This window comes from Clostridium chromiireducens, from assembly GCF_003575225.1.
In the GTDB taxonomy this organism is placed as follows: domain Bacteria; phylum Bacillota; class Clostridia; order Clostridiales; family Clostridiaceae; genus Clostridium; species Clostridium chromiireducens.
Genome location: NZ_QXDJ01000002.1, coordinates 470,774 through 485,641, shown reverse-complemented (window position 1 = coordinate 485,641; position 14,868 = coordinate 470,774). Strand labels below are relative to the sequence as shown.

14 protein-coding genes and 2 riboswitches are annotated in these 14,868 nt (G+C 29.2%); of the genes, 3 read left to right on the top strand and 11 right to left on the bottom strand.

Annotated elements, in window-relative coordinates:
- Positions 1-69: 69 nt before the first annotated feature.
- Both D2A34_RS07505 and D2A34_RS07500 read right to left on the bottom strand, forming a co-directional pair.
- Positions 70-1,371 (bottom strand): hypothetical protein, encoded by a 1,302-nt coding sequence (locus D2A34_RS07505; RefSeq protein WP_119366215.1) that lies wholly within the window; start codon positions 1,369-1,371, stop codon positions 70-72.
- Positions 1,372-1,433: 62 nt separating this feature from the next.
- Complete coding sequence (locus tag D2A34_RS07500) at positions 1,434-2,072, bottom strand: hypothetical protein (protein WP_119366214.1); 639 nt, start codon at positions 2,070-2,072, stop codon at positions 1,434-1,436.
- A 343-nt stretch (positions 2,073-2,415) separates the two neighbouring features.
- On the opposite strand from D2A34_RS07500, the gene D2A34_RS07495 reads away from it, so the two are divergent.
- Entirely contained in the window at positions 2,416-3,381 is a 966-nt protein-coding gene (locus tag D2A34_RS07495) for an N-acetylmuramoyl-L-alanine amidase family protein (RefSeq protein WP_119366213.1), read from the top strand.
- Positions 3,382-3,488: 107 nt separating this feature from the next.
- Here the strand turns inward: D2A34_RS07495 and D2A34_RS07490 are convergent, their stop codons facing one another.
- Both D2A34_RS07490 and D2A34_RS07485 read right to left on the bottom strand, forming a co-directional pair.
- Positions 3,489-5,462 carry an ABC transporter ATP-binding protein/permease gene (locus tag D2A34_RS07490; RefSeq protein WP_119366212.1) on the bottom strand — a complete coding sequence of 658 codons (1,974 nt, stop codon included), beginning with the start codon at positions 5,460-5,462 and terminating at the stop codon, positions 3,489-3,491.
- An 82-nt stretch (positions 5,463-5,544) separates the two neighbouring features.
- Complete coding sequence (locus D2A34_RS07485) at positions 5,545-6,057, bottom strand: VanZ family protein (RefSeq protein ID WP_119366211.1); 513 nt, start codon at positions 6,055-6,057, stop codon at positions 5,545-5,547.
- Positions 6,058-6,400: 343 nt separating this feature from the next.
- Here D2A34_RS07485 and D2A34_RS07480 point away from each other — a divergent pair, with 343 nt between their 5' ends.
- Complete coding sequence (locus D2A34_RS07480) at positions 6,401-7,078, top strand: CpsD/CapB family tyrosine-protein kinase (RefSeq protein WP_119366210.1); 678 nt, start codon at positions 6,401-6,403, stop codon at positions 7,076-7,078.
- A 154-nt stretch (positions 7,079-7,232) separates the two neighbouring features.
- Here the strand turns inward: D2A34_RS07480 and D2A34_RS07475 are convergent, their stop codons facing one another.
- From D2A34_RS07475 to D2A34_RS27395, 4 genes are all read right to left on the bottom strand, one after another.
- Positions 7,233-7,532 carry a hypothetical protein gene (locus tag D2A34_RS07475; RefSeq protein ID WP_119366209.1) on the bottom strand — a complete coding sequence of 100 codons (300 nt, stop codon included), beginning with the start codon at positions 7,530-7,532 and terminating at the stop codon, positions 7,233-7,235.
- A gap of 245 nt (positions 7,533-7,777) precedes the next feature.
- Positions 7,778-7,951, bottom strand: coding sequence for an aspartyl-phosphate phosphatase Spo0E family protein (locus tag D2A34_RS07470; RefSeq protein WP_243128272.1), 174 nt, complete (start codon positions 7,949-7,951; stop codon positions 7,778-7,780).
- A gap of 79 nt (positions 7,952-8,030) precedes the next feature.
- Positions 8,031-8,114, bottom strand: a riboswitch (cyclic di-GMP riboswitch).
- A gap of 346 nt (positions 8,115-8,460) precedes the next feature.
- Entirely contained in the window at positions 8,461-9,336 is an 876-nt protein-coding gene (galU, locus tag D2A34_RS07465) for a UTP--glucose-1-phosphate uridylyltransferase GalU (RefSeq protein ID WP_119366208.1), read from the bottom strand.
- 174 nt (positions 9,337-9,510) lie between these two features.
- Complete coding sequence (locus tag D2A34_RS27395) at positions 9,511-9,642, bottom strand: hypothetical protein (RefSeq protein ID WP_279221608.1); 132 nt, start codon at positions 9,640-9,642, stop codon at positions 9,511-9,513.
- Between the two features lie 85 nt (positions 9,643-9,727).
- Positions 9,728-9,821, bottom strand: a riboswitch (cyclic di-GMP riboswitch).
- Between the two features lie 411 nt (positions 9,822-10,232).
- On the opposite strand from D2A34_RS27395, the gene D2A34_RS27150 reads away from it, so the two are divergent.
- Positions 10,233-11,612, top strand: a complete 1,380-nt coding sequence (locus D2A34_RS27150) for a tyrosine-protein kinase domain-containing protein (protein ID WP_243128270.1) — start codon at positions 10,233-10,235, stop codon at positions 11,610-11,612.
- 51 nt (positions 11,613-11,663) lie between these two features.
- Here the strand turns inward: D2A34_RS27150 and D2A34_RS07450 are convergent, their stop codons facing one another.
- The 3 genes from D2A34_RS07450 to D2A34_RS07440 all read right to left on the bottom strand — a co-directional run bounded on the left by D2A34_RS07450 (position 11,664) and on the right by D2A34_RS07440 (position 14,421).
- Positions 11,664-12,239: a Uma2 family endonuclease gene (locus D2A34_RS07450; protein ID WP_119366207.1), complete on the bottom strand. Its 576-nt coding sequence runs from the start codon at positions 12,237-12,239 to the stop codon at positions 11,664-11,666.
- Between the two features lie 177 nt (positions 12,240-12,416).
- Entirely contained in the window at positions 12,417-13,322 is a 906-nt protein-coding gene (locus tag D2A34_RS07445; protein WP_119366206.1) for a GH25 family lysozyme, read from the bottom strand.
- 64 nt (positions 13,323-13,386) lie between these two features.
- A complete protein-coding gene (locus D2A34_RS07440; protein WP_119366205.1) occupies positions 13,387-14,421 on the bottom strand; it encodes a phage replisome organizer N-terminal domain-containing protein in 1,035 nt (344 codons plus the stop codon).
- Between the last annotated feature and the right edge of the window lie 447 nt (positions 14,422-14,868).

Sequence of the window (14,868 nt, the reverse complement as noted above, 5' to 3'; positions counted from 1 at the left end):
TACTGCTTTTATTATCTTAAAATTTAAATCTTGATATTATATAAAAACAATATCAATTCCTTTGTCTATTTAACGCTTCACAACCTTAGGCAGAAACATAAATAATCCTAAAACAAATACTATAGATCCATACATTATTAGGATCTGTAAAAAATAATTTATTGTATAAGAAATTGTATTAATTAAGTAAGCTTGGCCAATATTAATTCTTTCAGAAATCTTTAGCGTATATGCAGCCAAAGGCACCGCTACTAATATTAGTCCTGATAATAAGAATGCATTTCTTATGTATCTAAAACTTGAGTCATCTGCTTTACCGTTTATCTTTATTAATGTAACCATAAGAATAATAGGTAAGGTCATAAATACCCAAAATAGCTTATATACTTCTGATGTCACCTTTGCTATTACTCCAATTTTACTTGATTCTAATATCTTATCTACATTAAATTTTTCAACTTCTTTATCAATATTTGTTTCTGCTTCATTCTGTAATTTTTTTTCTATATTACTTAACTGATTCTTAGCACTTTTAGTTACTGGCGTCTTATTATCAGCACTTCTTGTTTTATCATCATGAGATTCTCCCTCAGGATTTTGGATAGAATTATTATCACTTGCTGATGATGAATCATTGCTGTTATTACTATCGCTTTCTGATGCCGCTCCGTTTTCTTCAGAGTCGTCATCAATGGTTATGCCATATCCTGCCAGTATATTTAGGGCCTGTTCTTCAGTTATACCTTTTTTTCTTGCCTTTTCTATGGCTTGTTCTTCAGTTAAACCCTTCTGTTTTAAGATTTCCCTTACTTTAGCCTCTGCCTCTTCTTTAGACATTAGCTTTTCTACATTTAATGAGCCTTTTCCAGCAACTTGTGATTGTTCTTTTTTAACCACCATATTATTAGATATAAAATTATATCCTTCATATGCAACATTCTCGACTCTATAATTATCATTATAGGACACTGAATTCTTGTCTGCCTTTAAATTGCCAAATATAGATTGTAAGATGTCAGAAACTCTTTGTTTATATAACTCTGTATTTAAGGGTTTAATATTGTTTTCCCCTGTTTTCAAATAATCAATTAAGCCAGAAATCATAGTATCAGCTTCTTCTCTTATATCATCTTCTGTTATTATCGATTCCTTGATGTCATAATTAATATTTTTAGCACTTAGTACAGCATCTATTTTTTCATAAATTGATTCTTTTACTTGATCATAAGTATTATTTTTATTAAGTATAGTTATATAAGTATCCTTATTTAATGCAGTATATCTAAGAAATATAGATAGTACTGCAAGTATAATACTGCATATTAATAATATCTCCATGATAATACTGATACTTTTTTTAGTTTTATTCATGCTAGTATATTAATTCCTTCCTGAAACTGAAATTCACTTGAATAATAATTTAGTCAAATATTCTAATAAAGATTTTTATATGCCTCTATTTGCTTCCAAGTTATACTGTTCACTTTATCTATAACCTTTTGAACATCTTCATAATTAAGTTGGATTATAGTTTTTGTAAATCTCTTTATTGTTGCTGTAGTTCTTCCCTCAGCATCTTTACCAAAAGTTACAGATAGATTGCTATCATAAGCCTTAACTGTATTAATAACTTTCATTTCAGAAGTTTTTCTTGCTTCACCTGTTAATGCATCCATAGCTTGTACTTTTGTAGCTATTTCAATAAAATCTTTTTTATATTTATTGAAAGTAACTTCATCTTTAGTAGCTTTTTGTAAAATTTGAGCTATAGTAAATTCTTTATCTTTATCAAATTTTGTTAATGCTTTATCAACTACATTATAATTACCAAACTCATCTTTAACATCTCCAAGGAAATCCGCAGTTACAACTGTACCAATTTTTGTATCTTTATTAATTCCTGCGAATAATCCTGTTTGATTAGTTCCGTTAATGTATTGATTTACAACCATACTGATTAGTAAGTCTGATTTACTAATTGTTTGTGTTTCAGCTGCTAAAGCTCCAATAGATGTAGAACAAGCTACTACTAAGCTAAGAGCACCCATTGATAATAATTTTCTAATTTTCATTTTTATTTTATCCCCTTTCAATATCTTAATTATCATTATACTTATAATTATATTATACATATTCTATAATATAGTATTTACTCCTTAATTTCAATATAATTTCCACCTTATTCTATTATAACAATAGTTTTCAATCCAAATTTATTACATTTTCAACCTATAATTTACCCTTTATATCATAATTTACTGCCATCATTTATAAAAATTTGAAATTTAATAATTAAAATGGTAAATTATATATATACCTATTTAAAATTTCACACTAATATACATAAACAAAAAAATTAATTTTTTATTGTGAATTTTTAGGACAACTATATGAGTATTATAAGGAGTGTAAATAATGAAGAAACTTAAATTAAAAAACTTACTATTCTTAGCAGCAGTAACACTTATGGCTTCTACTGCTATAGCACTGCCAACAAAAGCATCAGCGGCATGGAGACAATCTGATAGCGGTAGTTGGAGCTATGCTGATGGAAATAATTTAATATCAGGCTGGAAATCAATCGATGGAAAATGGTATTTATTTGATACTAATGGCACTATGAAAACTGGATGGGTTAATGATAACGGTACTTGGTACTATCTTGCTTCATCTGGAGAAATGAAAACTGGATGGATTAACGATAACGGTACTTGGTATTTTACAACTCCATCAGGAAGCCTTAAGACAGGATGGCTACTTGATAATGGTGCTTGGTACTATTTAAGTACATCAGGTTCTATGAAAACCGGACTAGTTGATATAAATAATAAAACTTATTATTTAAGTGAATCTGGGGCAATGAAAACTGGAAACATAACAATTAACGGTGTAAATTATACATTTGCCGCAAGCGGAGAAAAGACTGCTTCACCTGCTGCGACTCAAACAACTACCGATGCTACTGCTACTGATGCAAATACAGTTTCATCAGGCGGCTCTGGAGGTTCAGGTGGTGGTTCTGGTTCAGGTGATTATTCAAGTTTATATGGAACTTGGACTACTGGTGATGTTATTGTGAAAGGTAAACTTAATGACGATCAGCTATCTTCAATCTCCGGCCAAGAATTTACTATTGCAAAAGACAGTGTCAGCGCTACAGTCCCTGGCCTTGGATTAGTAACAGTACCTACTTCTAATGCTAAAGAAGATACAATGAAAGCTTCTGCATTTAAGTCAAAATGGGGTATAGATGTTGATGGTACTACTGTTAAAGTTGTAAGCTTATCTTATAGCAAATATTCCGGAAGTATATATGTCACTGAAGATGGTACTAAATACGTTGCATACCCATCAAAAGGTGCTCTTGTTGAATTAAAATAATAAACAATTTTTAAGGACAAGCATCTCCTATGATGATTTGACCTATATACACTATGAAAGGGAGCAGATTCTGTATGAACGAATCTACTCCCTTTTTATGCTTTAATTTATTCTCTTCTAAGTGATTCTACCGGATCTAACCTAGCTGCCTTATTTGCTGGCAGCAATCCAGCCAAAGTTCCAATCACTATACTTAGTGATATTCCGAATAATCTATAAGAATTCTTTATCAATACTATATCAATACCAAATGCTTTATTTGACATAAGATTTATTCCTCTCCCTAAGGAGTATGATAATATGATACCAATAATCCCGCTAAAAAATCCTATTAAAAACGCCTCACAAACAAAAATTCTTCTTATATCCTTTTTTCGTGCTCCAATTGCCTTAAGTATCCCTATTTCTTTCGTTCTTTCCACAACGCTAATATACATAATTATTATTATCATAATTGTTGATACTAATAAAGCCACTCCTGAAATCCCTGATAATACATAAGTTAAAATACTTATCATTGAATCAAACATATCAACCATCTGTTCTTGTGAAGACCCTGAATATCCAAGTTCTTTAACCTTTTCTTTAATACTATCTGTAAATTTACTACTTGCGCTATTAAGATACAGTACATTAGGCTTTAATTGGTATTTGTTATCTGAATATAGTTCCTCTAAATCTGAATAGTTTAAAAAAACAGATTTCATAATTGAAGTTAAATCCCCACCTGTTGTGGTATAAACTCCACTTACAACAAATTCCTTATTAATCATCTTTTGATTAACCAAAATTCGTAGAACAGCCTTTTTCCCAATAATATCTTCACCAAACCTATCCAAAATGGATTTATTAATTAATATTTCACCTTTTTTAGGCAAGGCCCCTTCCTGTACATTTGATTCAGTTATATTCGAGGATATTGTTGAAACCCTCATAACATTACTTCCTTTGCCATCATAACTTAAAGAATTTGCTCCCATAGAAATGTCAGAATATCCTTTCTCTATAGAAGATACATTTTCTATTTGTGATAGCTTTTGTATATCCTCATCCTTGAATGGATTTTGTTTATTGATATTAGGCTTTTCCATGGTAACAATATCTAAGTTAACTGTTTCTGACTCATCACTTGGCATATTGACTTCTATTACGAGAGGATTAACATAACTGTTCATTGTTTTACTAAAATAAGCTTTAACACCATTGCCAAAAGACAGCATTAAAATGAGACTCATAATACCAATACTTGCACCTATAGAAATAGCTACATTACGTATTAGTTTTTCTTTCATATTAGTTAGGGCCAGCTTTGCTGCACTAAAAATGCTTAAGCCATTTCTTTTTTTCTTTATATTAAAATTTACCTTTTCCTCTTCCTCGTTAAATCTATCTAATTTGAAGGATTCTTCATCTTCAGTTATTCTGCCATCTGCTATTTTAATTACTCTGCTGCAGCAAGCTGCCACTTTCTCAGAATGAGTAACCATAATTACAAGTTTTCCTCTTTTAGCTATATCCATCATTATTTCTAAGATTTGATCTGATGTATTAGAATCCAAGCTTCCTGTTGGTTCATCAGCAATAATTATTTCAGGATTATTTATTAAAGCCCTAGCAATAGCCACTCTCTGTTTTTGCCCTCCTGATAATTGGTTTGGTTTCTTACTCATGTGATCTTTTAAACCAAGCTTAATTAACATTTCTTTAGCACGTTCAATTCGCTCTTTATTTTTAATATTAGATAAAGTCATAGCTATTACAACATTATTCAAAACAGATAAATGAGGTATCAAATTAAAACTTTGAAATATAAAACCAACTTTGTTTTTTCTATATTCATCAAGTTCTCTCATCTTAAGCTTTTTAATATTTCTTCCATTTACAAGTAATTGTCCATTATACTTTGAATCCAATCCACCTATGAGATTCATTAGTGTAGATTTTCCACTTCCAGATTCCCCTACAATGGCTACTAATTCATGTTTATTAAAAGATAAATTAATATCTTTTAATACATAAGTCTTTTCATTACCTTTTAGATTATAATGCTTGCTAACATTTTTTAAACTTAATAAACACATATTCATTCCTCATTTGATTATCTTAGTTTACTGATTATACTTAGATAATAATATTCTTTAAATAATTCGTAAATTTACCCATTCATGAGTTTCTTCTACGTAACTTATAATAAAATAAATAAAAGACTATCAATCCTATTAAAGCCCCACAAAAGTCGACTAATACATCACTAATTAAGGAAGTTCTCCCTGGTACAAAAGCTTGGTGAAACTCATCGGTTACAGCATAAAACAAGCAAATAAATAGGATATAAACTATCGCATCTTTTCCTTTTTTATTAAAAGTAAACAATGTACTGCTCACTATTAATGCTAATACCATATACATAAATCCGTGGGCATTTTTTCTAATTATGTGATCTAACGAATCTAATTTTACTTGTTTAACATTTGCTTTCCCATCATTATTATTTGCCTTTGATTGATTGTTACTTGCTGCTTTACTTTCACTATTTGTCTTAAGTTTTGATTCAGTCTTTTCAATTATATTAACAACTCTATTACTTTGCTCATGTGATATAGCACCGTTATTACTTGACATATAAAATATAAATCCCATCCAAAGGAAACATAAAAGTATAACTATTTTCTTCACTTAGCCGCCTCTTCTCTCAATTTATATATTAGATTTTCCTTACTTATCTTACTTAATTTAATACAAAAACCTTGAATAATATAAATAATTATAACAAATATAGGATTAATATATCTACATTTGCTATTATTCTTAAGAATATAATAATAATTGTATAGATAATCAAAACTTATACTTATGAGATAACTTACCGAAATTATAAACATTTTTATTCTGAAAAACTATGAAAATGAGTTGAACTTATTTTAAATAATTGGAATTTTATTCTGTTTGCATTAATAAAAATAAGTAAAACAAATATATAGATTATTTGGTGACTATTTTTTAAAAGGTGGGTATAAAAATGTTAAGAAACTCAATGAGCTTAGAAGAAAAGAAAGGATTTATAGTTGAACAAAAACCAAAATCGCACTCATCAGAAGCTTACAAAATTTTGCGGACTAATATTCAATACTCTTCATATAATAAAGAACTAAAAACCATTTTAATTACCAGTTCAGTGGCCTCTGAAGGAAAATCTACTATATCGGGAAATTTGGCATTATCATTTGCTCAAGATAATAAAAAAGTACTATTAATAGATTGCGATTTAAGAAGACCATCAATTCATAAAAAATTTAATATTTCTAATTTAATTGGGCTCTCTGAAATTCTAATAGGTGAAACAGATTTAAAAGAAGCAATAATACGTCATAATGATAATCTTGATATTTTGACATCTGGTAAGTTACCACCGAACCCTGCTGAAATGCTATCCTCAAATTCAATGAGTAATTTAATAACTACCTTAAAAGAAATTTATGATTTGATAATACTAGACTGCTGCCCCCTTCTCGGAATTACAGATGCACAAATTTTATCAACAAATGTTGACGGAACAATTCTCGTTGTACAATCAGAAAAAACAAAAAAAGATGAGGTAATCGAATCAAAAAAACTCTTACTTAAAGTAGGTGCTAACATTATAGGAGTTATACTAAATAGAATTCCACGTTGTAGACATAAATATTATCATTATTAGGAATTCATCTTTTTAATAATAAAAACAGGTAAGATTTTATCGAACTAATCAATCTTACCTGTTTTCTTTATTTCTATATTATTTAAACTTATACCCGATAATTTCACAAGATCCGGCCTCCTTTACAAGAATGTCTCGAGCTTGCTAGTAAGTTCTACTTTTTCCATGAATACCTTACTTCTAAATATTCTCCCTGCTTATCATAGCCACGCATGTCATACCCTTTTTTATTATATCCATCCTTATCGAATCCCGCACTGTTATAACCATCCTTATCAAAACCGTGCTTATCATACCCTTCCATGTTATACCCTTCATCATTAAAATACGAACCATTTTTGTGAACACCATTTTTATCAAATCCATTATCATTATATCTTGTACCATTTTTGTGAAATCCTTTAGAATTAAACCCAAATTCATCATACTTTTTAAAGACATCAAAGATCGCCACAGATATTCTCCCCTCTTCTTTATTGCAAGTAATTATTTTAATAATTATTATATTTACATCAGCCTAAAAACTCACTTACTTACATTATATACAATTTATGGAATTAGTAAATAATATTTCGTTTCTATTTATATATAATTAATTACAAAAAAATATGAGAATGATCAACATTAGACAAGTCAAACTCTTCGCATTCCACCTAATAATAATCATCACTATAAAGGCATAGCAGAAGTCTATCTTAATTATGCCTTTATAGTGCATTCTAATAAATAATTAACTATTAGTTTGTCCAACTCCTGGCTAACTCTCAAAATTTCTTTTTTGTCCATATTTTCTTCTATCTTCTTATGTAATATTTCTCTCGCTATTTCAATTTTTCTAGCAAATTCTTTTATCCTATCTTTTTTCTCCTTCATGATTTTCTCCCCCTAATTTTTTCTTCATAATAATCTTTTAAAACAAAAAACCAATCTAAACTAATTGATTTATCAATTAATTTAAATTGGTCGGTTGCACCACAAACTCAAAATTCTCCAGGCGCCCAAATAAAGAGAATTTTTCACAGTCCCCAATATCTTTTAACTTTAATATTTAACGATTGAGTTATATGTATTTTTATACATATAATTCCATTATCCGAAACATATCACTAATTTTATCATCAATGTACAAAGATTTCAATACAAAATTTATATAAAATAATCCAATTTTTTGCATACTTATTAATATAAAATTACAAAGAGAACGAATATTTTCTTTACTTCTTCTGGACGATAATTCAAAAATATAGTACTCAATTAACAGAAAGAAATATAACTAAAATTCAGATAGCCTAAAATTAAAAAGGCTCGTTACTTAACAGTAACGAGTCCTTTATACTAAAAAAGCCAGCACTAAACATTTAATTTATTTACTTAATTTAAACTTATTCTAAATCAAGGCCTTTTAAGTATTTTATAAAATCATCTTTAATTTCAGGTTTTCTTAATGCATATTCAACTGTTGCTTCTAAAAATCCAAGCTTATCTCCAACATCATATCTTTTTCCTTCAAAGTTATAAGCATACATAGCTTCACTTTTAGCAAGCTCTTTCAATGCATCTGTAAGTTGAATTTCATTTCCTTTGCCAGGCTTTGTATTTTCTAGAATTTCAAATATAGCAGAAGTAATTATATATCTGCCAAGTATTGCAGTATTTGATGGTGCATCTTCTATACTTGGTTTTTCTACTAATCCTTTAACTTTACATACTCTATCTTCAATTATTATTCCATTAACTATACCATACTTGCATACATCTTCAGGATTAACACTTTGCACACCTAAAATACTTGTTTTATATTCACCATAGCAATCAATAAGTTGCTTTAGGCAAGGTTTTCCTTCATTATATACTATATCATCACCAAGAAGAATTGCAAAAGGCTCATTACCTACAAAACTCTTAGCACATAAAATAGCATGTCCTAGTCCTCTAGGTTCTTTTTGCCTTATGTAATGAATATCAACCATATCTGAAATATTTTTAACCAAATCTAATAATTCATCCTTATGATTTTTTTCAAGCTCTACTTCAAGTTCAATAGATTTATCAAAGTGATCCTCAATGCATTTCTTATTTCTGCCAGTAATAATGAGTATCTCTTCAATACCAGAAGCAATAGCTTCTTCTATAATATATTGAATTGTTGGCTTATCAACTATAGGAAGCATTTCCTTTGGTTGAGCCTTGGTTGCAGGTAAAAATCTTGTTCCTAGCCCTGCTGCTGGAATTATTGCTTTTCTTATTTTCTTCGACATTACTTCCTCCATGAATTGTTAACAAATTTTTTTATAAATTATCATAATACTTTTAAATACTTATGACTCGTCTTCTTTACAAATAAGCTTGATCTAGATTAACGAAATACTGCACGAAATTCATCTTTCGTGCAGTATTTATGACTTGTTAATTTATAGCAAGTTAGAAAACCATTACAAATGAAATATACGGGAATTTGATAGTATAATCTGTGCATTTCTATCTGATCTTTTAGAAATTTTGCATAAAGCTAATACAAATAGTACTGTTATAGCCACTATTGAAACACATAAAACTTTAATCATTATTTTTCCCCACCTTTCATTGTGAAAAAGGAAAATAAGGACAATTAGATCTCAACAGAGTCTAAAGACTATAAATAGTCATCCTCGTGGTAACCGGCTACCTTCCATGAATAAAACAATTATGGTTCAGGTCCTTGGCTTTGCGTCTCATAGTTTCCTATGATTTGCCTTTTTCACTATAATTAATGATATCATATTTTCCATAATTAGGCAACAACATTTTTAAACCCTTGAGGATTTTTAATGTGTATATCCTTTATTTTTTTATCACATGGCAATATTGAATTTATAAACGAAATAAGAATATCTTCATTCTTCTCAATTCTAAAAGCTTCTTAAAATACAAATTTAGATTATTGTAAAAATAATTTGAATATTTGGTTATTTAATGGTAATATGAATTTATATGTAATTTATTACATAATATATTATAAATTGTATTAATTTATAATAAAATTACATTTACTATATTCAGTTGATTCTATTAAATTATTGTGGAAGGATATCATAGTTTTGCGCATCATTTCTTTTTCTTTTAAACTATACTCTATTTTACTTTATCTTCGTATATTACTCACTGGGGGGATTAGATGGATTCAGAAACAATATCTATTGAAGAAATTTTTCAAATACTTAAAAAGAAATGGAAATTAGTAATTATTTTGCCACTTATAACAACAGCGATATCTATCTTATATAGTTTTTATATAGTTAAACCTCAATATGAAGCTTCTACTAAAGTCTTTGTAGGCAAGGAAACTGGAATCGAAGAGAAATATAATAATAATGATGTAGAAATGTATCAAAAATTATTAAAAACCTATTCGGAATTAATAAAAACTAACACTTTAGTTTCAAGAGCACTAAATAGATACGACCTAGACTCACAATCATCAGCTGTACTTAGTTCTCTTACAACGGTTCCAATGGCAAATACTCAAATACTAGAAATAAAATATAAAAATCTAAATAAGTCCTTAGCGAAAGATACAGTTTCTGCGATAACTAATGAATTCATTAAAGAAACACAGGAACTCATCCCTAATGGCATAGTAAAAGTGATAGAAGATGTTGTAGTCTCTGAAACTTTAACTAGTTCGCAGAAAAAAATGTATGTTGCCATTGGATTTATGCTCGGCCTTATGATAAGCATTGGAATTATTTTTTTAATAGAACTTCTTGATTATACATTTAAAAACAAAGAGAAATTAGAAAGAATTGTCCAGCTGCCGACTTTTGGCCTAATCCCCGATGACACTAAGATACGAAAAACAAAAACTCATATAACGCTTATAGTAGAGCAAAAGCCAAAATCTATCGTGGCAGAAGCTTATAGGACGCTAATAACTAATATCCTATATTCTGAATCAGAAAAAAATATTAAAACCATATTAATTACAAGTTCCAAATTGCAAGAAGGAAAATCAACAGTAGCCGGAAACTTAGCTTTATCTTTTGCAGAAAACGATAACAAGGTAATAATAGTAGACTGTGATCTTAGAAAACCTTCTCTGCATCAAAAATTTAATATACCTAATACCTCTGGTTTATCTGATGTTATACTCAAAAAAGAATCTTTAGATAAGGTAATTCAAAAGCATAACGAAAACCTTTACTTAATGTCTTCTGGAAAATTTACCGGAAAACCAGCAAGTATGTTAGCATCTCAAGAAATGGATAATATACTAACTGAATTAAAGAAAAACTTCGATATAATCCTGCTAGACAGCCCACCTGTCCAAGCAGTTACTGATGCCCAAATTTTATCAACAAAAGTAGACTGCACTTTAGTTGTAATACGCTCCGGCGTAACAAATGCTAAATCAGTATTAGAAACCAAAAGCTTATTAACAAAAATCAACGGCTTAGTAATTGGAACTGTGTTACATAGAACTGAGTATAATAAGGATACATATTATTATAGCAGTCATAGTTCTAGCAGTAATACTATCAAAAGTCTGCTAGGTTAAATGGAATTGGATATATGATATAAAGTCAGTCGCGATCTTGCGACTGACTTTCTATTCTTCCTCTATTAGTTCGACTTCTGATAAATCTATTTCTAAATTTTCAAATCTTATGGCTTTAAATTTCTCATTTAATGTACAACTATGCTTTAATTCATATTTATTATTTATCAATGAATATATCCATATTTTTTTACTCATTGGCGATACAATCCAATATTCAGGCACTCCATATTCCTCATATAGATCTTTTTTAGAAATAAGATCATCATCCGGATTCGATGGACTTAAAACTTCTATAACTAATTGTGGAATTCCTATATAACCCCTATAAAAAATTTGATTTTTATCACAATAAACTGCAACATCTGGAGCCACCTCAGCTTTTTTTGATTTTATCAAATTATCAACGCTATTTTTATCAGATTTAATAATAGTCGGATCTTCTTTAGTTAAAAATAAAGCTGCTTCAATTGAAACATTACATGATTTTTTGAAATAACTTTTTAATTGTAAATATAATTCTCCTTGTAACTCTATATGATTATATCTAGGCCTTGGCGACATATATTTTATATTGTTAATCCACTCTTCTTTTAACAATGATTTTTCTAATTTATTGGATTCCATACTATCATCTCCTCGTATATACAATAATCATATCATAAAATCATTTAATAATTTAATTATAACCTACATTTAATCTTCTTAAAACAAAAAACAGATAAGATTTCATTGATTTAATCAATCTTACCTGTTATCTTCAAAAAACATTGTACTTGTAAATTTTGAGAACTCAGGAGCTTGCTACTGACTTGCTTTTGCAGCTATCCCACTACAGTCAAATTTATATCCATAAATAGTACAATCATGAATCATTTCACCATTTGAATATAAGCAATAATCCTTTCCTGCATCCTTTATCCATCCCGTTTCCATAGCTCCGTTATTATCTAAATGATACCATTTATAATCTACTTTAATCCATCCTGTCTGCATTATACCCTCTTCATTAAAATAGTACCATTTCCCGTCTATAAATTCCCATGCGCCCTTAGTGCATGTTCCATCCTTATGTTTATACCACCATTTATTTTTATCATTTATCCATGTTTCTAAATAGGAATTGTTTTTAAGCAAAATGCCTTCATTAAATGAATTCACATCTACTTTCCCATCTATTCCTACTATATTTCCGGTTTCAGTAAATTGATGTCCTACTTTATTATTAAAGAAATTCGAAGGCAGGTTCCAAGGAACATTATTATAATTTGCTTCCCAGAAAGGATAATCTTTTATGGTATTTTGTATGCTCTCTATATTACTTATAAATCCTGTGTAAGAATAAATGCCTAGCTGCAAAGGACATAATTTTTTAAAGGCATCTATAAATCTTACTACATAATCACATAATCCATAGAATTCTCTCTCGATATCCAATATAGGTATTAGATCCCACTCATACTCTTTAATCTTCCTATAAAAGTTTTCTGCCTGTGCTTCAGGATAGCTTGATCCAACCAGGAAATGGTACGCACCAACCTTTAGACCATTGCTTTTGCAAGAATTATAAAAGCTTTCCATCATGCTATCTTGAAAAGTTTTACCTTCACTTGCCTTCATATAAACGAACTCTACATTATCCGTTGCAACTTTCTTAAAATCAATCTCTCCATTATTATTTGATATATCTATACCTTTAATATATTCCATTTCCCAATCCCCCCTATTTAGGCACATTCATCAAAATTTCAAGTCAATATTCACCTCAATTATCTTATGTCCATCCTAGAAGCTTCTTCTCTAAGTCATCATAATCATATTTTCTTGCCTCAAAGTTAATAAATCTAAGTCTTGGTTTTTCCCTTCTAGCATATGAATTACCAGTACTGCAATTATTAAATTCCATCTCCTCATAAGTTTTAGGATACCCTTCCCTAAGCCAATTCTTAAGAATGCCATTAATATAATTTATATCAAGCTTATCTCTTTCTATAGCTTCTTCCATAGCCATTTTTATATATTCTTCATCATGAGTACCCAAAGCCTTTGTTACCCAGCTTAAATTCATTCCCCTTATGGTGATTTTATTTTCTTCTAGAGTTTTTATAATCTTGAGGCTATTCATTTTCACTTCATCATGAGACGAAGAGAGAGCTTCTTCCTTTGCAAGCATATCATCTGAGCTTGTATCATTTTCTTTAATGCAGATAACATCATTTAGTCTTTCTTCTCTAATCTCTTTATTATCTATATTCTTTTTCTTAGTTCTTTTATCTTCTTCTCTCTTCTCTTTCTGCAGCGTTACATTTGCGTTACACTTTTTATTTTTATTTGTTTTTTCACTGCTACTACTTTCATCAACTGGATCATTACAAGCTTCATCACTACTTGTTCCTTCCTTCAAAATCTCATTTTCTTTTTTCTTTCTTTCTCTAAAATTTTTAACTCTACTTCGACTTCCTTCTCTTACTTTTTTCATTCCCTCAATATTTTGATGTTTCTCCCAATTACGTATTTTTATCACATTATTTTCATATATCTCAATAAGTTTAAAAGATTCTAGAATTTCTAGAACCTTTTCTATAATTTCTAATGGTCTATTAAATAATATAGACAGCATCTCCTTAGTATACGGCACACCTTTTTTTAAATATATTAACCCATTATCATTAACTTTGCCTGCTTGTAAAAGCAATCTTATCCATACATAATTGGCAACGTCTCTATAACGTTCCATAGAATCAATTAATCTCATAGTTTCATCTTCACACATAGCAGTTTTTAATTTAATCCACTCTATCCCCTTCATAAATACATCCCCTCATTTATTTTTAGTTAAATGCACATAAGTCTAGCTATAACATTGCTATTACACTGGGGAAATTTCTTTTTTGAGGTGATTGTATATTTATACCTAATATAATACAAATTTCATTCCCATAAATGCATTTCAAATCTCTTTCAACCATATTCCCTTCTCCAATGCAAATTAATTTATTTTCACAAATTAGTTATCGTTTACAAATAGATTATGTCTAAAAATATTCACTTATTTTGATGTTAAATAGACCTTGTATGCTGCTTAAAAATTTTCAGCAGCAAATTTATAATAGCTTTCTTCTAATTTTATCATAATCCTATCCCCCTAAAATTTTAGCAACAACATTTGCGCATCACCATTGATTTAATTATACCTTTACTTCCCCTCATGTCAACAAATTTTTTGGTAATTTTTTGAAATTAATTTCTTGCATTA